This window comes from Propionivibrio sp. (genome assembly GCF_029255185.1).
Lineage (GTDB): Bacteria > Pseudomonadota > Gammaproteobacteria > Burkholderiales > Rhodocyclaceae > Propionivibrio.
In genome coordinates, this window is the sequence record NZ_JAPUVO010000065.1 from 1 (window position 1) to 25,189 (window position 25,189).

The window sequence follows — 25,189 nt, forward strand, 5'->3', positions numbered from 1 at the left end:
GCAGCGCGTCGGGCAACATCCGGCCAGCCGTGCCAACGAACTTACGCCCCGAGTCTGGAAACAACTCTTCGCCGACAACCCGCTTCGCTCGCCTTTGCACAGTCTGCGCGCCTAGCCAATAACGCCCGATAGTTACCGGTTGCGCCTCAATACCGACCGAAGCCTTCTCGTTGTTCGGTGGTAAGAAGGCTGACCGGCATGGCATCAAAGCGCCTCGGCGCAGAAGGTGGCCGGCGTGACGATGCGCGTGCGGCCGAGACTGCCGCATTGCAGCAGGCCGGCGCGACGGTCGCCAGTGACCAGGTAATCGGCCTCGCCGGTCAGCGCTATCGCCAGCAGGAAGGCATCGTTCGGATCGCTGACCTCGATACCCTCAGGTAGATGAGGTAGATCACCCAGCACGATGGCGTGCTGCATGTTGTTGATCATGGTGCCGACACGATGTGCGGGCAAAATGGCCTTGATCTTCGGGTAACGGCTCACGCGGCGCAGTTCGTCGAGCTGCACCGCCCCTGTGACCAAATTGAAGCGCCCCGCTTGCCAGGCACGATAGATGATGTCGGGTGGGCTGTGCGGCGAAATCAGTGCGGCCAGCAACACGTTGGTGTCGAGTATGACGCGCATCAGTGCTCACGCGCCCACTGCACCGCCTCGTCGATGAGGTCGTTCAGTTCGGTCTCCCCCATACCGGCCGCAACGGACTTGGCTTGCTCGACAGCCTGCTCAAAGAGGTAGGAACGCACGGCCTCCTCAATGAAACGCGACAAGTCGCCCTTGCGGCCGCCACCTTGTGCTGCGATGAACATGCGCACGGACTGATCCACGTCCGGCGATACGGCAATGTTCCAGCGCACGGTATTCATGAAGCCCTCCAATCAGTGTTTGTGTGTATAGGTGTTTATACACCCCATAGGCAATTTCCGCAATGGTACGATAAAACGATCGTTTCTCTGGGCTGAAATGACGCGATCAAGCAGATTTGTCCGCAAGTCAACAAGCAGTACGCAGTAGTGGTTCGTACAATCAAAGCACGCCTTGAACTGGGGCAAACTGACCCGCAGATAAGCGCCGTACGCAAGATTGCAAAGACACTTGGTGTGTCGATTGAAGTTTTTGCCAATGCGCTTTCCCCAGAGGACGAAGAATGAAAAAAAACGACAGGCCGCATTCTGACTGCCATTTTTTGCGACGATATTCGCCATGAAGTCGGCAACAAGGTGTCGTTCATGGGGTGTTATCAAGGCGAGTTGTTTGTTCCAGCCGTGCCGACAGGGCTTTCAAAACTTTGCATTTTCGCTACGGCATTAACGCCGATCGCCCGGCCGTTTAAATCACTTACTTTTCGGGTGGTCTCGGATGAAAGTGGCCAGAGATGGCTGCGTTGGAGCCAGTGAAGTTCGACCAGCGCAAGACATTGGCTAAGAAGCCAAGAAAGAAGAAGGCCGAATCAGCGGCATAAATAAGGGCCATACGCGATGTTGTCCGACCGGCGCCTTGGCATGCGCCCATACAGACGTGTCAGTCCGGCGAGTCGTTCGGCATGCCACGGCGCGACCTGATGCCAACTGAAACGCCATTCCCATGAACCTTCGCCGACTCCGGGCTGGTTCATTCGGCAATTCGAATCGAGCCCGAGTATGTCCTGCATGGGGATGATTGAGAGCGAGGCAATGGAGGACAGGGCGATACGGATCAGGTCCCATTCGCTGAACTCTCCGCTGATTCCGAGATAGCGGCGAACATACTCTTTCTCGTTCGCGGCCAGTGCGTTCCACCAGCCCCAGGTCGTATCATTGTCGTGGGTGCCCGTGTAAACGACGGTGTTGGCCTCGAAGTTGTGCGGCAGATACAGGTTGTCAGGCTGGCCATCAAAAGCGAACTGCAGGACGCGCATGCCGGGCAGTCCCACTGCTTCGCGCAAGGCAAAGACTTCGGGCGTGATGACGCCGAGATCCTCGGCAATGATCCTCAGCCCACTCCGACCTTGACCGGCTGGCAGTGCCTGGCTCAAGGCCGTGAACAGAGCGCTCCCCGGCCCTGCTTTCCACTGACCATTTACAGCCGTTTTAGCGTCGGCCGGAATTTCCCAGCAGGATACAAAACCACGGAAATGGTCGATGCGAACGATGTCACAGAGCGCCAGCGTTCTGCGCACCCGTTCAACCCACCAGCGATAGCCTTGCTCTTCATGCGCCGCCCACTTGTAGAGCGGATTGCCCCAGAGTTGCCCGGTGGCGCTGAAATAATCGGGTGGCACGCCAGCGACGACGCGGGCTTGGCCTTGAGTATCCAAATCGAATAATTTTTGATTGGCCCAGACGTCAGCGCTGTGAGCAGAAACAAAAATCGGCATGTCGCCAATGAGTTCGATCCCTCTTTCGTTGGCATAATCCTTGAGCGAGGCCCACTGGCTGTGGAAGCACCATTGACAGAAGCGCCAGAAATTGCATTCGTCGGCCAGTTTTTTGCCGGCCTCATGCAAGGCTTTTTTATCACGTTGCGCCAGTGCTGCTGGCCACTTCTGCCAAACCTTGCCATACCTGTTGTCCATGGCCATGAATAGCGCGTAGTCATCAAGCCAGCCACTCGCGTCGGCGCAGAATGCCAGGAAAGGTTTGCGCGCGTTGCGTCGGACATCAGCGAAAAATTTTGTCGCTGCCAAACGTAGTCGTGACATCCGGAAGGGCTGCACCACAGAAAAATTGACGTGTGCGCCCGTAAATTCGAGGGCAGGAATGAGTTCGGCATCAGTTAGCCAGCCGGCGTTACGTAATTGCGCCAGGTCGATCAGCAACTGATTCCCGGCGAAAGCTGAAGGACTCATGTAGGGCGAATTGCCCGGTCCGATGTTGCCGAGCGGTAGAACCTGCCACAGGGTTTGCCCGGCGGCGACCAGCCAGTCGACAAAATGATAGGCGCTTGGCCCTAGGTCGCCTGAGCCATAAGGTCCGGGAAGCGAGGTCGGGTGTAGCAGAATTCCGCTGTGTCGATGAAGTGGCATGGCCTTATCCCTTATCCCTGCGCCATGAGTTGTACGCTGCGTGCCGCCAAGGTGCTGGTGGCCTGACGTAGCGACAAGGCAAAGGGCGCGTTGCTGCTGCTGTCGCAGAGTTGTTGCCAGGAACCTGGTGGCAGGTGGAAGGTCTGGGCGTCGGCATCACGATTGATCAGAACCAAAAGGGTCTGGGCATTGCCATCGGTAGTGTCGCCTGTGTTTTCGGGTGCAAGAAAGAAGGCTAGTGCGCCCCGGTGCGGCGAATGCCAGTCATTGCTGCTCATCTCGCGTCCGCTCGGATGCCACCAGACGATGTCGCGTTGTCCCTGGGTAGTGCTTGCACCAGTTAGCCAGGTGCTACGTCGAAGTTGCGGGAAGCGCAGGCGCAGGCTGATGAGCCCGGCAGTAAACTCAATCAGGTCGGCGTCAGCGTGTTGCCAGTCGAGCCAGGTCAAGGCGTTGTCCTGGCAGTAGGCATTGTTGTTGCCGGACTGCGTGCGACCGAGTTCATCACCCCCTTGCAGCATCGGTACGCCCTGGGCCACAAAAAGCGTGGTCAGCAGCGCACGTTGTAGATGATGGCGGCGCTGGAGAACCACCGGGTCGTTACTTTCGCCCTCATCACCGCAATTCCAGGAGAGATTGTGATCATGTCCATCGTGGTTATTCTCGCCGTTGAGTTCGTTATGCTTGTACTGATAGCTGACTAGGTCGCGCAAGGTGAAGCCATCATGCGCGGTGATGAAATTGATGCCGGCCTGCGGAGTCCTCCCAGAATGGCGGAAAATCTCGCTCGAACCGGCCAGTCTTTGTGCCATGGCGGACGGCTCGGCTTCGCCAGACAACCAGAAAGAGCGCGCCAGGTCGCGAAAGCGGTCGTTCCACTCGCTCCAGCCGGGAGGAAAGCGACCCAGATGATAGCCATCCGGACCCATGTCCCAGGGCTCGGCAATCATTTTGACCGACGCCAGCAAGGGGTCCTGTCGGACCGCTGCAAGAAAGCCGCTGTCGCGGGTGAGTGTCGCGGCCAGATCAAAACGGAAGCCGTCGACATGCATTTCGCCAACCCAGTAGCGCAACGCGTCCATGACCAGTTGTAATACTCTCGGATTGGCCAGGTTGAGGGTGTTGCCGCAGCCGCTGAAATTCTCGTAGAGATTACGGTCATTGGCCGGCAGACGGTAATAGCTGGCATTGTCGATGCCACGAAATGAGACCGTCGGTCCGGACTCGTCCGTTTCGGCGCTATGGTTGAAGACGACGTCGAGAATGACTTCGATTCCGGCGGCGTGCAGCGAACGCACCATCGAACGGAATTCGGCAATGACTGACTGAGCGCCTATGCGAGCAGCATAACGTGGTTCTGGGGCAAAGAAGGCGAGTGTGTTATAGCCCCAGTAGTTGGTCAGACCACTATTGACCAGGCGCTCTTCGTCAAGAAAATAATGTACTGGCAGGAGATTGACGGCGGTAATGCCGAGCTGCTTGAAATGCGCGATCATGGCCGGCGAAGCCAGTCCGGTGTAGGTTCCGCGCAGGGCTTCGGGAACGCCGGGATGTTGCCATGTCGCCCCCTTGACATGGACTTCGTAAAGGATCGAATCGGCCCAGGGAATCGCCGGCGGTGCATCCTGGCCCCAGTCGAAAGCTTCATCGACGACACAGGCTCTCAGGCCGCTGAGTGAGGATGGGGAGGCGGTATAGGAAAAAGTCCCGCTCAGTTCTCGCGCATAGGGGTCAAGCAGCAGGCGGTGTGGGTCGAAACGGTTGCCGGCCAGGTCAGGACCATGCACGCGGTAGGCGTAGCAAAGACCAGGAGTGGCGCCAGGCAAATAGCCGTGCCAGACTTGATCGGTGCACTTGGGCAATGGCAGCGTATGCAGGGTTCCGCCAGCAAAAATACACAATTCCACCCGCTCGGCATTGGCCGAGAAGAGGGTGAAATTAACTCCGGATCCATCCCAATGCGCCCCCAGCGGCCAGGGCCGCCCTGCTTGCAGGCCAGCGTTAAGATTTACGTTTCCCATTCGAAAAACACGGTGGCCAGCGGCGGCAGTATCAGCGAAATTGACCATTCACGGTCGTGTGCTGGGGTCGGTTCGGCTTCTACGATACCAAACGGGTTGCCCACATTGCTTCCCCCGTAATATTTGGAGTCGGTATTGAGGCGTTCGCGGTAGAGGCCCGGACCGGGAACGCCCAGCCGGTAATTGTGGCGAATGACGGGAGTGAAGTTGCAGACACAAAGCATCGCACGCGAACGGTCATGGCCTCGGCGGATGAAGGCGAGTACCGAGTTGTCGGCATCGTTGGCGGAGATCCACTCAAATCCGGCCGGGTCGAAATCAATTTCGTGCAGTGCCGGGGTGTCGCGATAGAGCCGGTTCAGATCGACGATCAGGCGGCGTATTCCTTCGTGTTGCGGGAAGTCAAGCAGGCTCCAATCGAGCGACTTTTCGTCATCCCACTCGTTCCACTGAGCAAATTCGCCACCCATGAATAACAGCTTCTTGCCCGGATGTCCCCACATGAAACCGTAGAGCGTGCGCAGATTGGCGAACTTTTGCCAATAGTCGCCGGGCATTTTGCTGATCAGCGAGCCTTTGCCGTGTACCACCTCATCGTGCGACAGGGGCAGAACGAAGTTTTCGGTAAAGGCGTAGAGCAGACCGAAGGTGAGCTGGTTGTGGTGATAACGGCGATGGATCGGTTCGTGTTTCATGTAGTCGAGGATGTCGTGCATCCAGCCCATGTTCCACTTGTAATGAAATCCCAGGCCTCCCATCGACGGCGGGCGGCTCACCGCCGGCCAGGCAGTTGATTCCTCGGCAAAGGTCGCCGCGCCAGGACACTCCTGCCCAAGCGTCTCGTTCATGCGGCGCAGGAAATGAACCGCTTCGATGTTTTCACGGCCACCGTAGATATTGGGTATCCACTGCCCGGCTTCGCGGCTGTAGTCGCGATAAAGCATCGACGCCACGGCGTCAACACGCAGTCCATCAATGCCGTAGTGCTCGATCCAGAAAAGGGCGTTGCCGACCAGATAGTTGAAGACCTCGCGCCGGCCGAAGTTGTAGATCAGCGTCCCCCAGTCCTGATGCATGCCTTCACGCGGGTCGGCGTGTTCGTAAAGTGGCCGTCCGTCGAAGCGGGCCAGACCGTGTTCGTCGGTCGGGAAATGCGCTGGCACCCAGTCGATGATGACTTCGAGCCCGGCCGTATGGCAGGCCGAAACGAAGTCGCAAAAGCCTTGTGGTGAGCCAAAGCGTGCCGTTGGCGCGTACAGGCCGAGCGGTTGATAGCCCCACGAGCCGTCGAAGGGGTGTTCGGAAATCGGCAAGAGTTCAAGGTGCGTGAAACCCAGTTCGACGACGTAAGGGATCAGTGTTTCGCTGATGCGCTGCCAATCCGGGAAACCGCCGTCTTCGGTTTTCCGCCATGAACTAAGGTGCACCTCGTAGATCGATATCGCAGTGTCCAGCTTGCTGCCGGCGGCAACGCTTGAGCGTGACGCGATCTGCGGCAAGGCACAGACGATCGAGGCGGTCGATGGACGCATTTCGGCGGCAAAGCCATAGGGGTCGGCCTTGAGCGGAAGCACCTGAGCATCCTGCGAACGGATTTCATACTTGTAACAGGCGCCTTCGCCAACGCCTGGCAGAAAGATTTCCCAGACGCCACATTCACGGCGCAGGCGCATGGGGTGGCGACGGCCATCCCAGGTATTGAAGTCGCCGACGACGCTGACCCGTTGTGCATCAGGCGCCCAGACGGCAAAGGCAGTTCCGTGCACGCCGTCGATCTCACGCAAATGAGCACCCAGGCATTCGAAGGGGCGCAGATGGGAGCCTTCGGCAAGCAGCCAGACGTCAAGTTCGCCGAGCACTGTCGGAAAACAGTAGGGGTCCTCGATCTCCTGGACGCCGCCCGGCCAGACGATGCGCAGGCGATACTCGAAATGCTTATTGTGGCCAAGAATGGATGTTTCGAAAAACCCCGAGGCCTCGCCCAAGGCGTCAATTTTGCGTTGCGGGAGTTCGATCAGAACCTGCCCGCTCTCGGCATCGATAACAAAAACCGAGTTGGCGCCAGGTTGCAGCGTGCGCAACCAGAGGCGGCCCTTGGTGTCGGCGTGCAGCCCGAGAACGGAAAACGGGTCGCCATGTTCGCCACGGCAGAGGGAAATAACGGCTGATTTGTTAAGCATTTCAGGCTTTCTTGAGTAGTGAGCTCATGTTCCATGTGTCGACAGCGTAGTCGCGGATGGTGCGGTCAGAGGAAAAACTGCCCATGCCAGCGACATTGAGAATGGCTTTGCGCTGCCATTCGGCGGGTGTCAAAAACAGCGTGTCAACCCGGGCTTGCGTTTCGATGTAATCCGCATAGTCAGCGAGCAACAGGTAGTGATCGCCGTAATTTACCAGGCAGTTGAAAACGTCGTGATAGCGTTTCTTGTCGTTGGGTGAAAAAAATCCACCGTCGAGCTTGTTCAATGTTTCGTTGAGCATTGGATTATTCAGGTAAATGGATTTTGGATCGTAACCTGATTTGCGGATGGCTTCGACCTGAGGCGCTGTGTTGCCAAAGATAAAAATGTTTTCGGCACCCACGTTGTCCCGGATCTCGATATTGGCGCCATCCTCGGTGCCAATGGTGAGTGCACCGTTCATCGAGAACTTCATGTTGCCGGTGCCCGAAGCCTCGGTTCCTGCTGTGGAAATCTGCTCGGAAAGATCGGCTGCCGGCATGATCAGTTCGGCGATCGAAACGCCATAGTTGGGGACGAACACCACTTTCAGGAGGTCCTGCGTGCGCGGGTCGCTGTTGATCACGCTGGCGACGTCGTGAACCAGCCGGATCACCTGCTTGGCCATGTGATAGGACGATGCGGCCTTGCCCGCGAAGATCACGCAACGTGGAGCGGTATCGTCAGCCAGTCCGTGCAGAATCGCGTTGTAGCGGGTGATTACGTGCAGCACGTTGAGAAGTTGCCGCTTGTATTCGTGAATACGCTTGACCTGCACGTCGAACAGACTGTCCGGATTGAGAATGACCTCAGTCTCGCGCTTGATGTAGTCAGCCAGTCGCAGTTTGTTGCAGCGCTTGACGGCGGCAAACTGCTTGCGAAAATTCTTGTTCTTGGCGAGCGGTCGCAGCTCCTTCAGGTGGTCGAGGTTCAGTCGCCAGTCTTTGCCAAGATGCTCGTCAAGCAGGCCGGCCAGTCCAGGGTTGGCTTGCGCCAGCCAGCGGCGGGGTGTGACACCGTTGGTTTTGTTGTGAAAACGTTCCGGGTAAAGCTTGGCAAAATCGGCGAAGATCGTCTTGACCATTAGATCAGAATGCAACTGCGAAACCCCGTTGATCCGATGGCTGCCAACGATGGAGAGGTGGGCCATGCGCACCCGTTTGTTTTCTTCGCTGCCGTCACCGTCATCAATGAGCGAGAGGCGGCGAATCAGATCAATGTCACCAGGATAGCGCAACGCCACTTCCTTGAGGAAATCCTGGTTGATGCGATAGATGATGCGCATGTGGCGTGGTAGCAGATAGTTCATCAGGCCGATTGGCCAGGTTTCCAGGGCCTCGGGCATCAGGGTGTGATTGGTGTAGGAGAAAATGCGCGTGCATTGACTCCAGGCTTCAGCCCACAGCATGCCATGATCATCGCAGAGCAAGCGCATCAGTTCGGCGACGCTGATTGCCGGGTGGGTATCGTTGAGATGAATGGCAACCTGATCGGCCAGATTGTGCAGGCTGCCGTACTCCTCCAGATGATGAAACAAGATATCCTGCAACGATGCGGAAACGAAAAAATATTCCTGCCGTAGACGCAGTTCGCGACCGGCGGGTGTGGTGTCGTTTGGGTACAGTACCCAGGAAATATTCTCGAAGCGGTTTTTGAATTCGGCGGCGCGCGCGTAGTCGCCTGAGTTGAAGGCGTTCAGGTCAATTTGCGCTGGCGCTCCGGCTTTCCACAGGCGCAGGGTGCTGACCCGGTCGGTGCCATGGCCAGGAATGACGTAGTCGAAGGCCCGTCCTTCCACCGCTTCCGCGGGGTTCCATTCGGCCCACTCGCCGTGGTGTTCGGCGCTGCCGCCAAAATTGACGGTAAAACGGGTTCCCGGGCGCGGAAACTCCCACGGCGTACCGTCGGACAGCCAGGAATCGGGATGCTCAATCTGCCCGCCATTGATGATCGATTGCGCAAACATGCCGTACTCATAGCGCATGCTATAACCCCAGGACGGCAGTTCCAGCGTCGCCATCGAGTCGAGGAAGCAGGCCGCCAGGCGACCAAGGCCGCCATTGCCGAGCGCGGCATCCGGTTCGCATTCAATGAGGTCGGTCAGCGAAGGGCCGCCAACTTTGGCGAAAGCGGCTTCTGCACTGTCACGCAGATCGAGCGCCGAGAGTGCGTTGTTCAGCGAACGCCCAACCAGAAATTCCATGGACATGTAGTAGATGCGCCGCACCTTGTTTTTGCGGTCGTCGACCTGAGTTCTCACCCAACGCTGCGCCAATTGATCGCGAGCGACCAGTGCGAGTGCTTTGTACAGTTCCTTGGTATTGGCCGTAATGGGCTCGGCAGCAACCGATTTAAGCAGCTTGTCGTCGATTTCAGCGTGCAGCGCAACGCCATCAATCTTGGCAATTTTAGCTTTCTTTACATCAGACATCGGTCAAGTACTCCAGAAAGATGAACAAAGTCTGGCACGGGGTCAGAGGCTGTGAATCAAGCCGGAATCCAGTGCCTTCCTCTGATAGAACAATCAGACAAACGAGCTAGACCCCGTGCCCTGCACTCCCTTCGGTCGCTTTTGCCGGGGTGACGAGCGTGGAAGGCAGGCAGTAATAATTTTTCATAGCCTCTCAGGCTGAGCCAGCAAGGTTGGTAGCATTACATAAGTTGTGGTGGCCGCCAAGTGCGATGTAAGTCAGCGCTTGGCGCGCGATGGCTTTGGCAGCGGAATATACACAGGTCATACGCAATTGTGTATGCAGTCAAACGCTCTTTGAGCAAACGCTGATGTATAGTTCCAGCCTCTGCTGCAACAAAAAGTTCACCTACTTTGGAGCAAGGATAATGCGCGAATTTTCCGGAACATGGATGCGCCATTCAGGGGACTTCTGGGGAGGCTTCGCTGCCATGCTGGTGGCTTTGCCGGCAGCGGTGGCCTTCGGTGTCACCGTTTATTCGGCGATCAGCCCGCATTACGCAGCGTTCGGTGCGTTGGCCGGCATTCTGGGGGCGACCGCTCTCGGACTCCTGGCGCCAACGTTTGGCGGTACGGACCGCCTGATCAGTGCGCCCTGTGCGCCTGCGGCGGCTGTGCTTTCAGCATTCGCCATCCAATTGGTAGGGCAGGGAGTGCAGCCGGTCGCCGTGGTGCTGATGATGACCGTGCTCGGCATCCTCACCGGCCTGATCCAGACGCTCATCGGTTTTCTCGGCTTTGGCAGGCTGATCAAATACATTCCGTATCCGGTGGTCAGCGGCTATCTCTCCGGCGTCGGCCTGATTCTCATCGGCAGTCAGTTGCCGAAGTTTGCCGGAGCACCCATTGGAACGTCCTGGCTGGACGTGTTGATTACACCGCAGCATTGGGACTGGCGTAGTTTGGCCGTAGGCGGTGTCACCGTCGTTGCGATGCTGGTGGCGCCAAAGCTGACCAAGGCCGTGCCGGGGACGATCATCGGCATTCTTGCCGGCATCCTGACCTACGCGGGTATTGCCAGCACCGATCCCTCGTTGCTTGTACTGGACGGAAATACGCTGGTCATTGGTCCGCTCGGGGCGACCGGCGAAGGCTATGTCGAACTGATCACCAATCGTTGGAATCAAATTGGCGAACTCAAGCTTTCGCAGGTGGCAGGACTTGTTGGCAGTGCGATCACGCTGGCTGCACTGCTCTCCATTGACACCCTGAAAACCTGTGTTGTACTCGATCAGATGACACGCACACGTCATGATCCGAATCGCGAACTGGCTGCGCAGGGGTTTGCCAATGTGGTGGCCTCAACGATTGGCGGCATGCCGGGCGCCGGAACCATGGGCGCCAGCCTGGTCAACCTCTCCAGTGGCGGCAAGACGCGGATTTCCGGCATCGTCGAAGGAATGATGGCGCTGATTGTGGCCCTGCTGCTGGGTTCCTTTGTCGCCTGGATTCCCATTGCGACCTTGAGTGGGGTTCTGATCGTCGTCGGCTTGCGCATGATTGACACCGATCCATTGCGCTTCCTCGAATCGCGGTCGACCGTGCTGGATTTCTCGGTGGTGCTGGCAGTTGTTGGCGTGGCGATTTTTGTCGGGCTGATTGCCGCCTCCGCCGTCGGGGTCATTCTCTCGATCCTCCTTTTCCTGCGGGAACAGGTGGGCGGCAATGTGGTGCGGCGCAAGAGCTTTGTCGGCCAGCGTTCGTCGACCTGGTTCCGCCCGGAAGTCGAAATGAAGATTCTTGAACAGAAAGGCAATACTGCCGTCATTTTCGAGCTGCAGGGCAGTCTGTTCTTTGGCACAACCCATCAACTTTATCTGACACTTGAACCTGAACTGGCGGTGACCGACTATCTGATACTCGACATGCAGCGTGTGCAGTCGGTGGATGTCACCGCGGCACACATGCTCAACCTGGTGCGCGATGTCCTGTCCGAACGAAATGTTCCGCTCTTGCTCTCCAATGTTCGCGAAAACTTGCCCAATGGCCGAAATCTGCGCGAGTTTTTTGAACTGGCCGGGCTGGTTGCGAATGGCACAACGGTGATTTTCATGCCGTCGCTTGAGGCGGCCATTGAATGGGTTGAAGATCGCCTGCTCGGCGAGATGGTCAAAACGGACGCCAATTTACCGCCGCTTGAGCTACACCAGATCGAACTGTTCAAAGGCAGCAAACCCGATACGCTGACTGATCTCAAAGCCTGCATGGAGTCGCGCTCATGCAAAGCCGGAGAGACTATTTTTTCGCGTGGCGATTCCGGGGCAGATCTCTACCTGCTTCGTAGTGGTGAAGTACGGATCATGGGCTACGTGGGCGGAAGTTCGCGCTTGTGCCACATCGCCACCTACGGCCGCGGCGAGTTTTTTGGCGGGCTGGCGTTTCTCGATCAGCAGCCGCGCAGTAACGATGCCATCGCATCAACCGATGCGGAACTCTACGTACTGACGCATGAAAAATTCAGCTACCTGGCCGAAGCACACAAGCGCATCGCCTTCGTTCTGATTTCACAGATCGCCCGTACGCTGGCTATACGTCTGCGGCATACGGACAACGAGTTGACGCTGCTGCAGGAAAACTGAAAGGCCCCAGAGAGCGGCTCAAGCGCGCCACTTGATTGAGCAGCCCATGCTCGCCACCTGTTCGGCCGGGCCACGACCGCTAGCGGCAATCTGGCGCATGGCGTCGACCAGTTCGCGCCGCGCATCGCTTGCCGCTGGCGCCGTACGGCTCGAATCGAGACGGCCGCGGTACTGTAGTTGCAGTTCCTTGTTGAAGCCGAAAAAATCCGGTGTGCACACGGCGTCATAGTCGTGTGCGACCTTCTGGGTCGGGTCGTAGAGGTAGGGGAAAGAGAAATCCAAGGTTCTGGCCAGCGTTTGCATGTTGGCGAAGGAGTCTTCCGGATAGGCCTGCGTGTCGTTGCTCATGATCGCCGCGACTCCGAAGCCCATCGCTTGCAGTTCCAGTGCGTCGCGACAGATGCGGTCGATGATGGCCTTGACGTAGGGGCAGTGGTTGCAGATGAACATCAACAGCAGGCCACTGGGGCCGCGCAGCGTGTCCAGAGTCTGTTGCGCACCGGAGGTGTCGCTCAGTTCAAAATCCGGTGCTTTCCAGCCGAAATTGCACAGCGGGGTGCTGATGGCCATAAATGCAATCCTCCTGTGGGCGACGATGACTGCCTGATGTCCCTATAATATCATCATGATGACGCCACGTTTTTACTGCCCCATGCCCCTTGCCGCCAATGCACGCATGGCCTTGCCGGAAAATGCGGCAAGGCATGCCGGCCGGGTGCTGCGTCTGCGCGTCGGCGACGATCTTGTGCTGTTCGATGGCGCCGGCGGCGAGTATGCTGCGCGGATCGCTGAAATTAATCGCGAGCAGGTGACGGTCGATGTGCTGCAATGGCGTGACGCGGAATGTGAAGCACCGATCAAGGTGACGCTGGTGCAGGCCCTGCAGTCCGGCGAGAAGATGGACATGACGATGCAGAAAGCCGTCGAGCTGGGTGTGGCACGCATCATTCCGGTGGCATCGCGGCGCAGCGTGGTGCGCCTCGATGGCGAGCGTGCGCTGCGCCGACTTCTTCACTGGCGCGCTGTGGTGCTATCGGCCTGCGAGCAGTGCGGGCGTAACCGGGTGCCGGAGGTGGCGGCGCTGGCCGGGCTTGATTGCTGGCTGGGGCAAGCGGCCGGCAAGGGTGTGTTGCGCTTGATGCTTGCCCCCGGAGCGACGCAGACCTTGGACAGTATTGCGCCGCCAGCACCAGGAGGGGCGCTTGAATTGCTCATTGGTGCCGAGGGCGGGCTGGCGCCTGAGGAAATCGAGATGGCCACACAGGCCGGTTATGTCCCGCTTCGGCTTGGGCCGCGCATTCTGCGTACCGAAACTGCCGGGCTGGCCGCGTTGGCAGCGATACAGTGTTTATGGGGTGACTTCAGAGAGAGAGCGGATCATGTTTGAATCGGCAGAGCTTGGGCACAGGATAGCCAAGGAAACTTTTCGCGAGGAGGAGCCCAAGCTGCGCGCTGCGCTGCTCGATGCGCAATTTGATTTGCGCGAGAACGGGAAATTTCCGGTCGTCATTCTGATTAGCGGCGTTGATGGGTCGGGCAAGGGAGAGACCATCAATGTGCTCTACGAATGGATGGACCCGCGCTTTCTATCGACCCTCGCATTTTCGGCGCCGAGCGACGAAGAGCGCGAGCGGCCCTATATGTGGCGCTACTGGCGGGCTTTGCCGCCCAAGGGCCGAATCGGGATCTTTGCCGGCTCCTGGTATTCAGACCCGATCCGTGATCGCATTCTTGGTCAACTGGACAAGGGCGATCTGGATCAACGCATGGATCAGATCAACCGCTTCGAGGCGATGCTGGTCAATGAGGGGGCGCTGGTTCTCAAGTTCTGGTTCCACCTTGCCAAGGATGGCCAACGCCAGCGCCTCAAAGCGCTGGAAAAAAATCCTCGGACCGCCTGGCGGGTAACCAAGACGAGTTGGGCGCGCCTGAAAACATACGACAAGCTGCAAGAAGCGGCCGGCCACGTGTTGCGTATGACCAACACGCCGTGGGCGCCGTGGATCGTCGTCGAAGGAACCGACGATCGCTATCGTTCGCTGACTGTCGGCAAGATCGTTCTTGATGCCTTGCAAAAGCGCCTGGCCGACCAGCGCGATCAGAACTTCCCGGTGGCGCCGCCGTTGGCGCCGAAGATCGATTTCCTTGATGTGCTGACAGCGCTCGATCTGACGCAGAAGCTCGATAAGAACGTGTATGAAACCCAACTCGCCAAGTGGCAGGGGCGACTCTCCGAACTCGTTCGTCATCCTGAATTCTGCAAGCGCTCCTTGATCCTCGCGTTCGAGGGGTCGGACGCGGCGGGCAAGGGAGGTAGCATCAGGCGCATCACGGCGGCGATGGATGCCCGCCAGTATCAGATCATTCCCGTCGCCGCACCGACCGAAGAGGAGCGCGCACAGCCTTACCTCTGGCGTTTCTGGCGACAAATTCCGCGTGTTGGCCGGGTGAGCATTTTTGATCGTACCTGGTATGGCCGCGTCCTCGTTGAGCGGGTCGAGGGCTTTTGTTCCGAAGCTGACTGGTTGCGGGCCTATACCGAGATCAATGACTTCGAACATGAGCTGCACAAGGATGGTGCAATTGTCATAAAATTCTGGTTGCAGATCAGCGACAAGGAGCAGCTTAAACGTTTCAAGGAACGCGAGAAGATCGAGTTCAAGCGCTTCAAGATTACCGAGGAGGACTGGCGCAACCGCGAAAAGGCAGAGGCCTATCACTCGGCCGTATGCGACATGGTTGACCGGACGAGCACCAGTACCGCACCGTGGACGCTGGTTGAAGCCAATGACAAGAGTTTCGCTCGGGTGAAGATCCTGCGCACCATCTGTGAGCGTCTGGAAAGCGCCTTGAATGATGTCAAATCAAAGGTCAAAGGTAAATAACGCTATGTCCGACGAGTTAAGTCCCGCCCACTTTGTATCCCTGTTCCGCTCGGTTGCGCCCTATGTCAATCTTTTCCGTGGCAAGACCTTTGTCATTGCCTTCGGCGGCAAAGCGATTTCCGGGCCGTTGGCGCGCACTCTGGCCTATGACGCCAATCTACTTGCCGCCCTCGGCGTGCGCCTGGTGCTGGTGCATGGGGCACGTCCGCAGATCGAGGAGGAGCTCTCCGAAAAGGGCATCAAATCGGTTACCCACGGAGGCTATCGGGTGACTGACGCAGCGACGCTCGATTGCGTGATCGATGCGGTGGGCAGTGTGTATCTGGAAATTGACGCGCTGCTATCGCAAGGCTTGCCCGATACGCCGATGGCCAACAGCACGATTCGCGTTATTGCCGGTAATTTCATTACGGCCAAACCCCTTGGCGTGCTCGACGGTGTGGACATGCAGTACGCGGGGAGCGTTCGTAAGATTGATGCCGATGGAATTCGGGCCCAGCTTAGCATCGGCAATATCGTCATTCTTTCGTGCCTGGGCGCCAGCCCGACCGGCGAAATATTCAACCTGGCGATGGAAGAAGTCGCCGAGGCGACGGCCAGCGCCATCGCTGCCGACAAACTTATTTTTCTGACCGATAGCCAGGGGGTGACGGATATTGATGGCAAACTGCTCGACGAGCTGACCTCGGATATGGCTGAACGCTTGGTGACAATCGGTGACTGGCTGTCGCCGGATCTCAAGCGTTATCTGCCCTGCGCCGTGCGCGCTAGTCGTACCGGTGTTGGTCGGGTGCATTTGATCGGATTCAACGAGGACGGCACCTTGCTGCGCGAACTTTTTTCGCGCGAAGGCGTGGGTACAATCATCACCCGCGAATCGCTTGAGATCCTGCGTGACGCCCGTCCGGATGACATTAGCGGCCTCGTCGCGCTGATCGAACCGCTCGAGGAAAATGGAAGCCTTGTTCGTCGTTCGCGCGAACTGCTCGAACGTGAGATCACCCGCTTCTCGGTGGTTGAGCACGATGGCTTGATCGTTGGTTGCGCTGCGCTTTATCCCTATGGCGATGATCAGGCCGAACTAGCCTGCGTCGCCGTGCATCCGCACTATCGTCGCTGGGGTTATGGCGAGCAGTTGTTAAAGCGCATCGAAGTGCGTGCGCGCGCAGTCGGAATCAAGCGCCTGTTCGTGCTGACCACGGTAACCTCACACTGGTTCAAGGAGCGCGGGTTTGCCGAGCAGTCGGTCGATCAGTTGCCGGCAGAAAAGCGCCTGGTCTATAACCTGCAACGCCGATCCAAGGTGTTCGCCAAACCCTTGTAAGCCCCTTTATAATCCCCCGCTCTTTTAACGAATCTTCTGCATGTTTCACGGAGTCAATTTCATGGCAAGAATGGTCAATTGCATCAAGCTCGGTCGCGAGGCCGAAGCGCTGGACTTTCCGCCCTATCCAGGGGAGCTTGGCAAGCGGATTTATGAGGGCGTGTCAAAAGAAGCGTGGCAGCAGTGGATTCGCATGCAGACGATGATCATCAACGAGAATCGCCTGAATCTGGCTGATGCTGCACATCGCAAATATCTGGCCGAACAGATCGAGAAACACTTCTTTGGTGAGGGTGTCGATCAGGTCCAGGGCTACGTGCCGCCGAGCGCCTGATTTCCCGGACAAGCCCCGTGAGGGGCGTCAGGTGCAAGCTCAACTGTTGGCGATTTTCGCTTCGACTTCGTCGGCCGTAGCATGCCGCACGTTCAGTCCCTTGACCATGAAGACCACGTATTCTGCGATGCTACTGGCATGATCGCCAATTCGCTCGATGGCCTTGGCGATCGACAGAATGTCCAGCGAGCGCGTGATGGTGCGCGGATCTTCCATCATGTAGGTGATCAACTGGCGGGCAACGGACTGATACTCGGCGTTGACCAGGGCATCCAGATGCAGCGCGTCAGTGACCAGGCGAAGATCAAGACGGGCGAAACCGTCAAGCGACATGCGCAACATCTTCAAGGATGTTTCGGCCATATGACTCAACTCGATATTCAGCGTGCCTGCTGCCGGCTGGCTGGTCAGCGATATGCCCAGGCGTGCAATCTTGCGCGCCTTGTCGCCGACGCGCTCCAGATCGGATATGGCCTTGAGTACTGAGACGACCATACGCAAATCAACCGCTGTCGGTTGCCGCCTGGCGATGACCTGATAGCAAGAAGCTTCGATCTGGATTTCCATTTGGTTGATCAGATCGTCGTCGCGAATGACCGATTCCAGAATCAACTGATCGCCGCTGTAGAGACCTTCGATCGACTTGCGAATCTGCTCTTCAGCCAGGCCGCCCATTTGCAAAACGCGGGTGCGCAGGCTTTCGAGTTCAAGATCGAAATTCTTAGACGTGTGGTCGCTCATTGTTTCTGCTCCAGAATTGTATTGCCAGGAAATATCGGCTCTTGAAGTTTAATGCATCAAGATTACGGTTATGTTTCAGCAGGCGTTGAGTGTCCGTACCCCGTCGCTGGTGCCGAGCAAACAGACATCGGCCGGGCGGCAGGCAAACAAGCCGTTGGAGACTACGCCAGTGATCTGGTTCAAGCGTGTTTCCAGATCGACCGGGTCGAGAATTTGCAATCCATTGACGTCCAGAATCAGGTTGCCGTTGTCGGTGACGAAACCTTCGCGTAGCACCGGGGCGCCGCCAATTTTGGTGAGTTCGCGCGTGACGTGGGCTCTGGCCATCGGAATGATTTCAAGCGGCAGGGGAAAGTTTCCCAGTACCGGCACCAGCTTCGATTCATCGACGATACAAACAAATTTTTTGGCGACGGCGGCAACGATCTTTTCGCGCGTCAAGGCGCCACCGCCGCCCTTGATCATATGCAACTCGGCATTGATTTCATCAGCACCGTCGATATAGACCGCAAGCTCCGATACCTCATTGAGGTCGAAGACCTTGATGCCGTGCCCTTCCAGGCGCTGCCGGGTGTCTTCGGAACTGGCTACGGCGCCGCTGATTCTGTTTTTCATTTCGGCCAGCGCTTCAATGAACAGCCTGGCTGTCGAGCCTGTGCCCACACCGACAATTTTGCCTTCAACCACATAGGCCAGTGCGGCGCGAGCCACTGCTTGTTTGAGTGCGTCCTGGTTCATTGTGCGGTGTCCTGTCGGCATGGGGAAAGCCAGCATTTTAGCCAATTTAGCCAATTTACGTTTCGTGTGACACCACGGACTCCAATGACAAAGTGCTAAGTTGTGAGTGCGGGGGAAGAACCCATGCGGCGAGCGCCGGCAACAGCACCAGTGCACCGACCAGATTTGCCAGGAACATGAATGCTAGCAAAATCCCCATATCCGCCTGAAACTTGAGATCTGCAAAACCCCACATCGCGACGCCCGCAGCCATTGTGAGCGCCGTGAAGGCGATCGCGCTGCCGCGCTGACGCAATGCGTCGGCAAACGCCGTGTGCAATGGCATACCAGTGCGCAAATGATTCTGCATGTGCCCATAAAGATAAATTCCGTAATCGACGCCAATGCCAATCCCAAAAGCAATGACCGGCAAAGTCGACGGCTTAAGTCCGATGCCAGCGCTTGCCATGAACGCCGTGCACAGCAACGCGGCAAGTGCGAGCGGCAAGACCATGCAAAGCGTTGCTCTGATACTGCGAAACGCAATTAAACACAGCAGAGAAATCGAAGCGAAAAGCGCCGCCAGTATTTTATTTTCGGCCGCCGCGATAGTTTCGTTGGTTGCGGCCATGATGCCTACGTTACCGCCAGCCAATTTGAACTCGACGTGCGGACTGTGTGGCGCGGCTGCTAAGGTTTTTGCTTCGCGGATTGCTCGACGGATGGTGTCGGCCAGATGATCTTCCATTGAAACGATGATTTGCATTGCGCTGCAATCGGAATTGAAGAGTCCGCTGTGAGTGCCAAGCGGGCGAAGGGCTGCAGCAAGGGCACGAGGGTCGCTCGGAAGTCCATGCCATTTTAAATTGCCCTGATTTAAAGCGACATTAACTCGCTTTGCAATCTGTGTCAGGGAGAGCACCGACTGTACGCCGTCGACCTCTTGCATATGCTCGCCAAAGCGATCGATAGCGCTCATCACCTCATAGTCCAGGCATGCCGATTCGAGACCATGCGTTTGTGCCACGATGGATAGCACATCGGCGCCGATTGAAAAATTGCGGGTAATAACTGCCGTATCGAGGTTGTAACGGGAATCTTCGCGCAATTCGGGTATGCCGGTTCCGAGATCCCCTATTTTCATCTCGCGCGCTTGCCAGAATGCAGTCGCGAGTACCAGGGACGTGGCGATTAAAACCCAGCTTGCGTGCCGCCGCTTCGCCAAGCCGGCGAGCTTATGCCATATCGACGCATTGCAAAGACGCACGACCGGGACGCAGCGGCGCGGAAGAGCGGTTGCAGACAGCAAAATCGGCAGCAAAACCTTGTTGGCCACGAGCATCAACAGGATGCCAAGGCTTGCAGTGATTGCGAATTCGCGAACGATTTCTATTTCGATGAACATGATCACCAGAAAGCCCGCGGCATTGGCCAGCATCGCGAGCGCCCCCGGAATGAAGAGCGTTGAAAATGCGCAGCGCGCGGCAGTAAGACTGTCGGCGCCTCCTGAACGCTCTGTCATCCATGCATTTACCATTTGTACGGCGTGTGACACGCCGATCGAAAAAATCAGGAAAGGAACCAGAATTGACAAGGGGGCGATGCCGTAGCCTAGAGCGGGCAGTGTGCCGAGCAGCCATAGCACAGGCAGTAGTGCGACGAGCAAGGTCAGTGCGGCAAGCTTCGCTGACTTGAAATAGCCATAAAGCAATGCGGAGGTTAGCAGGAAAGCCAGGCCGAAAAAAAGAATCATCTGTCTAGCGCCATCGGCGATGTCACCTATCGCTTTGGCAAAGCCAACGATATGGACGCTCAGTTCGGGCGTTTCATATTTTTCCCTAATGTGTTCAAGCTGGCGGGCAATTTCTGGATAATCAAGATGCCCAGCACTTGCCGGATCGACGTCGAACAGTTCTGCACGGACCAGCGCGCCATTCAACTCTTTGGCTACCAGACCGCCGATCTCGTTCGATTTAAGGATGTTCTCGCGCACGGTTTGCAGTTCGGCGGGCGTGCCGCCAAAGCGCGCCGGAACAATCGGCCCAGCCAAGAAGCCTTCTTCAACGATTTCGATATAGCGTGCATCGGAGGAAAAAATCGAGCTAACCCTGGAACGATCTATTCCCGGCATAAAGAAAATGTCATCGCTCAGATTCTTTAAGGCTGTGAAAAACTCCGGGGTAAAAATATCGCCCTTTTTTTGCATCAGCGCCACGAGTACGTAGTTGGCGCCGCCAAAGGTACCTTGATACCGTGTGAAGCTTTGCATGTACGGATGGCTCAGCGGGATCGTTTTTTGAAACCCGGCATCGACTCGCAGCCGGGTCGCAGAGTAAACCAAGCTCAAGGTGATCAGAATAAAAATCACCAACAGCATAAGGCGGCGTGCGAGAATCCACCCGCCTAACGCCTTGCCCGCCAGCGAACTTTTGGTTTCAGTCATCGCTCAGGCGGCTTAATACCGGCCCACCTTGGCCGACCAAAAGCACTGACCGCGCCGCAAGCGGAAGGACAGCGGCATAGTCGTTGCGAATTGATGAGGCCAACCGGCTAAACGTCTTGCCTCGATCGCGACTGATCAGTACGGTTCCGACACGACCGCCGAGCACGACTGTCTTGGAGCCTACCCAGCCGCCGCCGAGAAGAGAGGCTGAGCTATTGCTGCGACTTTCTCGCCAAGTTACACCGTCATCGCTGGAGCGCAGAATGTGGCCGCGCAGGCCGAAAATCAGAACCTCGTGCGCAGCGAGCCGGAGCACTCCAAAATAAGAACCTTCATAGGGCGTTTTTCGCCGGATCCACGTTGTGCCACCGTCATTTGAGCCATAGAGCAAGCCATCCTCGCCGGCAATAAACACCTTTCCGTCGACGCCTCCGGCGATTGCATTGAGATGGCGGTCTTCACCGTTCAAGATAACTTGGGCGTGCCAGGAATTCCCTCCGTCGTCCGTTCGAAAAAACGCGCCATGGGCGCCGACAGCAATACCATGTCGCGTGTTCATGAACCAGACATCAAGCAAGGTCACGGCAGTCTGGGGCGCTGATTGCCGTTGCCACGTTATACCGCCATCGTTACTGTGCAGGATGACCGATTGATGCCCAACTGCCCAACCGTGTTCAGTGTCGACAAAATACACCGCTGTCAAGGTGGCTTCGGTCGGCGTTGCAGCACGCCGCCAGGTCTTGCCCTGGTCGTCGGAAATGGCGATGTAGCCCTGCTCACCCACAGCGATAGTGCGATCACCGGCGCGCACCACATCGAGCAAAACGATGCGTGCCAGCGTGCGCGGTGCAATGGGAACGGGAACGGGAACGGTGGAAGCAGCCTGGGCAACACCGAGGGCGCCAAAAGCCGCGGCAAAAATCAGAACTGCGACGGTAGACGGCCCTGCAGTTGGGCATGCCGGCATGTCAGCGTCAACGCGTGCCGAGTTCGCGCAGCCGGAACGGCGTAAAGTCGGCCGCGCTGCGTTTTAAAGGTTCGTAGACTCTGGGTTCTTCGTTGCGCAAACCCATAACGTCATAGCGACCGGACTGCAGGTCGTAATGCGCTTCGACCGTTTGATAGTACATTGGAATATTGTAGAGATTGATCGAGTGTGCCTCGGCAACTCGCCACAGTTGACCATGCGCGTCGTATTTATCGGTCAGGACGGCCGCCCAACTGTCTTCGTCAAGATAGAATACCCGCTTCGCGTAAATATGTCGCACGCCCGGTTTGAGCTGCGCTTCAACCACCCAGACCCGGTGCAATTCATAGCGCCCGTACTCGGAATTGAGATGTCCTGGCCGAATGATGTCAGAGTGTTTGATGCTGTTGCCGGTAATCTTGTAGGAATTGTAGGGGATATAGACTTCCTGTTTGCCGATGAGCTTCCAGTCGTAGCGGTCGATCGCCCCGTTGAACATGTTGAAGTCATCATAAGTGCGCATGCCATCGCTCGCTTCGGCAGGAAAGTCGTAGGCAAACTCGGGGGCGAGCTGCACACGGCGCTGGCCCGGCGAATAGAGCCAACTGCGGCGCGGTTCTTTGACTTGATCGATAGGCTCGTAGATCAACAGCAGTGTCCCGGCCAGGCGTGGCGGCGAGAGCAGCAGCTCAAAGAAATTCATCATGCGGTTGGGCTCACGCGCCGCCGGCGGTTTAGCCAGGTTGGCGTAGGAAAAATCGTATTCGAAGGTTTGGCGAGCAGGCGTGTAGTCGCCATTGCGCAGGACTGGAGCCTCCGTCCAGGTCGTTCCATAAGTGTCGCCACGGTAGCGCAGCAGATGATTCCAGATGGCTTCCTGGCCATCGTGCGGAATTGGAAATGGGACGCCGCTGGTCGTGTTTAAAACACTGTTGCCGCCGGGAGCGAGTTTGGCATGGGTTGCTGCAGAGAGTGTGTCGTCATAAAAGGCCTTGGGAAACGAGGCACTGCGGCGTGTCGGATAGACGACGATTTTGTACGTCGGGTATTTTTTGAGCATCGCTACCTGGCCCGGTGTCAAGTGCTCCCGATACTGATCCACGTTGTCTGCCGTGATGGTGAACAAAGGGCGGTCGTTGGCATAGGGATCCGGGTAATGCCCGCCTGGCTTGAAGTCGGCAGGCGGTTTCGTCAGGCCGCCATCCCAGGCCGGTATGGTGCCCGCCGCATTGGCGGCGGCGACCGCTCCCACAGGCGTGAGACTTTTTCCCAATTGAGCCGCGTCGCCGGACCCAGTTTGGGCGTGCGCATTCGCCAATATGAGCACCATTACCGTTGCGGAGAAAGCTGATGCAGTTAGGCGTTTGACCATTTTTGCACTTCCTTAATTGAGTTGAGCGCTACAAAGCCTGGCTCAAAAGGCATAGCTCAAGCTCGCTGAAACGAAGTCTCTATCCCTCAGCCCATTCGTGTCGACCGAATCGTTAAAGGTTCTGCCCCCCCAAAAACCGGTATAACTGATATCGCCGCGCCACTGCCCTTTGAAAGTGGCGCTCAGGCCTACGCTGACGGACTTGGTCCCTTCATTCCAGGTCGGGCTCACGCCGCGCACGGCTTGCGAAAAGGCCAGGTGTGGAGAGAGCTGTACCGGCCCGATCGCATTGTTGTAATCCGCCCTGAACGAAACCTGGTAACCCCAGGAATTGCGAGTGGCAAAGCCCTGTCCAGCGCTGCTCGTTGGCGCACCAAAAGACCCTGCCGGGGTCGTTTCGCCGTAGCCGGCAAAATTAACTCCGGCGTCGAGGCCGAGTCGGGTGTAGGCCGCCTCGCCGAAGACAACAAGCTGGTCGGCCCCCAGAACATGGGAAAACCCCTTGCTCGCGGACAGGTGCGCCTGCTGCATGGACACGCGGCGATAGCCGCTGATTTCTGTTCCCACCGGGACACTATTGGCCGCTGCGCCCAAACCGGTGACGCTGTTGGGCAGGCCGATGGCGGCCAGAATCAGCTCACCGACGGAAACCTGCAAGGGCAGATTCGGACGGTACGAGTATTCGCCTTGCAACGCGATGCCGGCGGGGCCGGTGGTGTTGAAACTCACGCCGTAGAGGCGCACGTTTTTGGGGTACTCGACAAAATAGTCTGCGGCAGCGCTGGTGGGCGCTCCGCTGCCGTCAAAAGGAGGAAAGGGAATGCCAGCGACGTTCACGCCGCCCCGATGCAGCGAAACGATAGGCGCGCGATAGTGGTAATTGACGTAGTAAAGTCCAAACTCGGTGTCTTTAAGTGCGGGCGCCAGAATGCGCAAGGCCAGCCCGTATTCGCCATGGTCAGGGGCGTCGCGGTCACTGCTACGACTGATGGTTTGTGTGCCGAAAGGTGCTGGCGGGAAGTGTTGATCCGGGCCGGTTAGGTACAAGGTATGGCCATCGCCCCCGACAATATCGGTGGTGCTGAAAAAAGTGCCGCGCGGATCAATCTCGATTTTTTTAAACTGCGCTGCGACATAGGCCTCGGCGTGGACATTGCTCGAGATTTCCTGTGATGCCCATAGCATAGGCGTCGGCAGCAGCGCCTCCTTGAGTTCCGATCCCGGAGCACGCAGCTTGGCCACATCGACCGGGTTGATCACATTGATGCCGTTCGGGATATAGAAACTTTCCCCCCAGCTGACCACCTGGTTCCCCAGGCGCACCTGCGTTGTGCGCTCGCCTAGGCTGAAAGTTCCCTTCAGATAGGCGTCGAGCAACCTGAAGTCGCGGCCCACCAATTCCTGGGCGCGGTCACCCAGGGTATATCCACTGCCGCGCACGCCGCCAACTACCGGCGCCGGCCCGGTGCGATTGAAATTTTCAAAATCGTAAAAGTAATTGGCGCGACCGAAGAATTCGAAGTTGCGATAACGCAGGTCCAGTTCATGCGTCGCGCTAAGCCGCGAGGACACGAGCTTGCCTTTGTCGTAGTTGAGGTTGCCGTCATCCGCGTTGTTGCTGCCCTTGCCGCCATTGTCGGCTCCGACGCCGTGGGCATCCCTGCTTGCCGCTCGCCATGCCGCGCCATAGGACATTGTCGTATCGAAGTAGCCGTTGACGCCGTCCGGATCCCCGATGACAACGCCGTTAACCCAGGGGGCATAGGCCGCCATGATCAGCGAAAACAATACACCATGCCAGCGCAACGCGTGCCGTCTATTAGTGGTCATGACAACTCCCAATCGCGACTTCATTACTGCACAAAAATACCTTTCCGGTCTCCCCGCTCCAGCCGGGTGATCCTAGCACATTACGGACTAAACAATACTCTCTCTTTCCATCGCTCAGGGCAATTGCATCAAAATGCGACATTGCATCAAAATGCGAATGCCATTGTCGTCGACCCACAGAAATAATCGTTTACGCTCAATGAGTTACAGAGGGGCTGTTCACAGCGTTTGGAATTGTGTAGTTTTCTGTCTTTTTGGGGTGACTCATGGAGACGGAGAAGCAAGA

The 25,189-nt window shown here is 57.4% G+C and carries 18 protein-coding genes; 5 read left to right on the forward strand and 13 right to left on the reverse strand.

Translation table 11 applies throughout. The annotated features are described in order from the left end of the window. Window positions 1–204: 204 nt before the first annotated feature. The 6 genes from Q1J43_RS03110 to Q1J43_RS03135 form a co-directional block, all read right to left on the reverse strand. Entirely contained in the window at window positions 205–624 is a 420-nt protein-coding gene (locus Q1J43_RS03110; protein ID WP_301100884.1) for a putative toxin-antitoxin system toxin component, PIN family, read from the reverse strand. Further along, window positions 624–863 (reverse strand): ribbon-helix-helix domain-containing protein, encoded by a 240-nt coding sequence (locus Q1J43_RS03115; RefSeq protein WP_301100885.1) that lies wholly within the window; start codon window positions 861–863, stop codon window positions 624–626. Before Q1J43_RS03115 ends, Q1J43_RS03110 begins: the two co-directional genes overlap by 1 nt. Before the next feature lie 584 nt (window positions 864–1,447). Further along, window positions 1,448–3,001 (reverse strand): 4-alpha-glucanotransferase, encoded by a 1,554-nt coding sequence (gene malQ, locus Q1J43_RS03120; protein ID WP_301100886.1) that lies wholly within the window; start codon window positions 2,999–3,001, stop codon window positions 1,448–1,450. Window positions 3,002–3,012: 11 nt separating this feature from the next. After that, complete coding sequence (gene glgX / locus Q1J43_RS03125; protein WP_301100887.1) at window positions 3,013–5,022, reverse strand: glycogen debranching protein GlgX; 2,010 nt, start codon at window positions 5,020–5,022, stop codon at window positions 3,013–3,015. Next, the gene (glgB, locus tag Q1J43_RS03130) at window positions 5,010–7,202 is read right to left on the reverse strand and encodes a 1,4-alpha-glucan branching protein GlgB (RefSeq protein ID WP_301100888.1); all 2,193 of its coding nucleotides are present in this window, start codon (window positions 7,200–7,202) and stop codon (window positions 5,010–5,012) included. Before glgB ends, glgX begins: the two co-directional genes overlap by 13 nt. A gap of 1 nt (window position 7,203) precedes the next feature. Further along, on the reverse strand, window positions 7,204–9,672 hold the full coding sequence (locus Q1J43_RS03135; protein WP_301100889.1) for a glycogen/starch/alpha-glucan phosphorylase: 2,469 nt from the start codon (window positions 9,670–9,672) through the stop codon (window positions 7,204–7,206). A gap of 407 nt (window positions 9,673–10,079) precedes the next feature. Between Q1J43_RS03135 and Q1J43_RS03140 the strand changes: the two genes are divergently transcribed. Further along, window positions 10,080–12,290: a SulP family inorganic anion transporter gene (locus Q1J43_RS03140; RefSeq protein ID WP_301100890.1), complete on the forward strand. Its 2,211-nt coding sequence runs from the start codon at window positions 10,080–10,082 to the stop codon at window positions 12,288–12,290. An 18-nt stretch (window positions 12,291–12,308) separates the two neighbouring features. Here the strand turns inward: Q1J43_RS03140 and Q1J43_RS03145 are convergent, their stop codons facing one another. Beyond that, window positions 12,309–12,860 (reverse strand): thioredoxin family protein, encoded by a 552-nt coding sequence (locus tag Q1J43_RS03145; protein ID WP_301100891.1) that lies wholly within the window; start codon window positions 12,858–12,860, stop codon window positions 12,309–12,311. Between the two features lie 55 nt (window positions 12,861–12,915). On the opposite strand from Q1J43_RS03145, the gene Q1J43_RS03150 reads away from it, so the two are divergent. The 4 genes from Q1J43_RS03150 (at window position 12,916) to Q1J43_RS03165 (ending at window position 16,833) form a co-directional block, all read left to right on the forward strand. Next, window positions 12,916–13,677: a 16S rRNA (uracil(1498)-N(3))-methyltransferase gene (locus Q1J43_RS03150; RefSeq protein ID WP_301100892.1), complete on the forward strand. Its 762-nt coding sequence runs from the start codon at window positions 12,916–12,918 to the stop codon at window positions 13,675–13,677. Then, window positions 13,670–15,175 (forward strand): polyphosphate:AMP phosphotransferase, encoded by a 1,506-nt coding sequence (gene pap, locus Q1J43_RS03155; RefSeq protein WP_301100893.1) that lies wholly within the window; start codon window positions 13,670–13,672, stop codon window positions 15,173–15,175. Before Q1J43_RS03150 ends, pap begins: the two co-directional genes overlap by 8 nt. Before the next feature lie 4 nt (window positions 15,176–15,179). Beyond that, window positions 15,180–16,499 carry an amino-acid N-acetyltransferase gene (gene argA / locus Q1J43_RS03160; protein ID WP_301100894.1) on the forward strand — a complete coding sequence of 440 codons (1,320 nt, stop codon included), beginning with the start codon at window positions 15,180–15,182 and terminating at the stop codon, window positions 16,497–16,499. Window positions 16,500–16,560: 61 nt separating this feature from the next. Next, the gene (locus Q1J43_RS03165; protein ID WP_301100895.1) at window positions 16,561–16,833 is read left to right on the forward strand and encodes an oxidative damage protection protein; all 273 of its coding nucleotides are present in this window, start codon (window positions 16,561–16,563) and stop codon (window positions 16,831–16,833) included. 39 nt (window positions 16,834–16,872) lie between these two features. On the opposite strand, the gene phoU is transcribed toward Q1J43_RS03165, so the two are convergent. The 6 genes from phoU to Q1J43_RS03195 all read right to left on the reverse strand — a co-directional run bounded on the left by phoU (window position 16,873) and on the right by Q1J43_RS03195 (window position 24,903). Beyond that, the gene (phoU, locus tag Q1J43_RS03170) at window positions 16,873–17,574 is read right to left on the reverse strand and encodes a phosphate signaling complex protein PhoU (RefSeq protein ID WP_301100896.1); all 702 of its coding nucleotides are present in this window, start codon (window positions 17,572–17,574) and stop codon (window positions 16,873–16,875) included. Window positions 17,575–17,649: 75 nt separating this feature from the next. Beyond that, window positions 17,650–18,312, reverse strand: coding sequence for a ribose-5-phosphate isomerase RpiA (gene rpiA, locus Q1J43_RS03175; RefSeq protein WP_301100897.1), 663 nt, complete (start codon window positions 18,310–18,312; stop codon window positions 17,650–17,652). Window positions 18,313–18,367: 55 nt separating this feature from the next. Next, window positions 18,368–20,734 (reverse strand): efflux RND transporter permease subunit, encoded by a 2,367-nt coding sequence (locus Q1J43_RS03180; RefSeq protein ID WP_301100898.1) that lies wholly within the window; start codon window positions 20,732–20,734, stop codon window positions 18,368–18,370. Further along, on the reverse strand, window positions 20,727–21,701 hold the full coding sequence (locus tag Q1J43_RS03185) for a YCF48-related protein (RefSeq protein ID WP_301100899.1): 975 nt from the start codon (window positions 21,699–21,701) through the stop codon (window positions 20,727–20,729). Before Q1J43_RS03185 ends, Q1J43_RS03180 begins: the two co-directional genes overlap by 8 nt. Before the next feature lie 7 nt (window positions 21,702–21,708). Further along, window positions 21,709–22,974: a DUF1329 domain-containing protein gene (locus tag Q1J43_RS03190; protein WP_301100900.1), complete on the reverse strand. Its 1,266-nt coding sequence runs from the start codon at window positions 22,972–22,974 to the stop codon at window positions 21,709–21,711. A gap of 141 nt (window positions 22,975–23,115) precedes the next feature. Further along, the gene (locus Q1J43_RS03195; RefSeq protein WP_301100901.1) at window positions 23,116–24,903 is read right to left on the reverse strand and encodes a DUF1302 domain-containing protein; all 1,788 of its coding nucleotides are present in this window, start codon (window positions 24,901–24,903) and stop codon (window positions 23,116–23,118) included. Window positions 24,904–25,189: the final 286 nt, after the last annotated feature.

Bases quoted from the DNA above. Each gene is read 5' to 3' on its own strand.
- Q1J43_RS03110 (WP_301100884.1), bottom strand. From the start codon at position 624: ATGCGCGTCATACTCGACACCAACGTGTTGCTGGCCGCACTGATTTCG.
- Q1J43_RS03115 (WP_301100885.1), bottom strand. From the start codon at position 863: ATGAATACCGTGCGCTGGAACATTGCCGTATCGCCGGACGTGGATCAG.
- malQ (WP_301100886.1), bottom strand. From the start codon at position 3,001: ATGCCACTTCATCGACACAGCGGAATTCTGCTACACCCGACCTCGCTT.
- glgX (WP_301100887.1), bottom strand. From the start codon at position 5,022: ATGGGAAACGTAAATCTTAACGCTGGCCTGCAAGCAGGGCGGCCCTGG.
- glgB (WP_301100888.1), bottom strand. From the start codon at position 7,202: ATGCTTAACAAATCAGCCGTTATTTCCCTCTGCCGTGGCGAACATGGC.
- Q1J43_RS03135 (WP_301100889.1), bottom strand. From the start codon at position 9,672: ATGTCTGATGTAAAGAAAGCTAAAATTGCCAAGATTGATGGCGTTGCG.
- Q1J43_RS03140 (WP_301100890.1), top strand. From the start codon at position 10,080: ATGCGCGAATTTTCCGGAACATGGATGCGCCATTCAGGGGACTTCTGG.
- Q1J43_RS03145 (WP_301100891.1), bottom strand. From the start codon at position 12,860: ATGGCCATCAGCACCCCGCTGTGCAATTTCGGCTGGAAAGCACCGGAT.
- Q1J43_RS03150 (WP_301100892.1), top strand. From the start codon at position 12,916: ATGATGACGCCACGTTTTTACTGCCCCATGCCCCTTGCCGCCAATGCA.
- pap (WP_301100893.1), top strand. From the start codon at position 13,670: ATGTTTGAATCGGCAGAGCTTGGGCACAGGATAGCCAAGGAAACTTTT.
- argA (WP_301100894.1), top strand. From the start codon at position 15,180: ATGTCCGACGAGTTAAGTCCCGCCCACTTTGTATCCCTGTTCCGCTCG.
- Q1J43_RS03165 (WP_301100895.1), top strand. From the start codon at position 16,561: ATGGCAAGAATGGTCAATTGCATCAAGCTCGGTCGCGAGGCCGAAGCG.
- phoU (WP_301100896.1), bottom strand. From the start codon at position 17,574: ATGAGCGACCACACGTCTAAGAATTTCGATCTTGAACTCGAAAGCCTG.
- rpiA (WP_301100897.1), bottom strand. From the start codon at position 18,312: ATGAACCAGGACGCACTCAAACAAGCAGTGGCTCGCGCCGCACTGGCC.
- Q1J43_RS03180 (WP_301100898.1), bottom strand. From the start codon at position 20,734: ATGACTGAAACCAAAAGTTCGCTGGCGGGCAAGGCGTTAGGCGGGTGG.
- Q1J43_RS03185 (WP_301100899.1), bottom strand. From the start codon at position 21,701: ATGCCGGCATGCCCAACTGCAGGGCCGTCTACCGTCGCAGTTCTGATT.
- Q1J43_RS03195 (WP_301100901.1), bottom strand. From the start codon at position 24,903: ATGACCACTAATAGACGGCACGCGTTGCGCTGGCATGGTGTATTGTTT.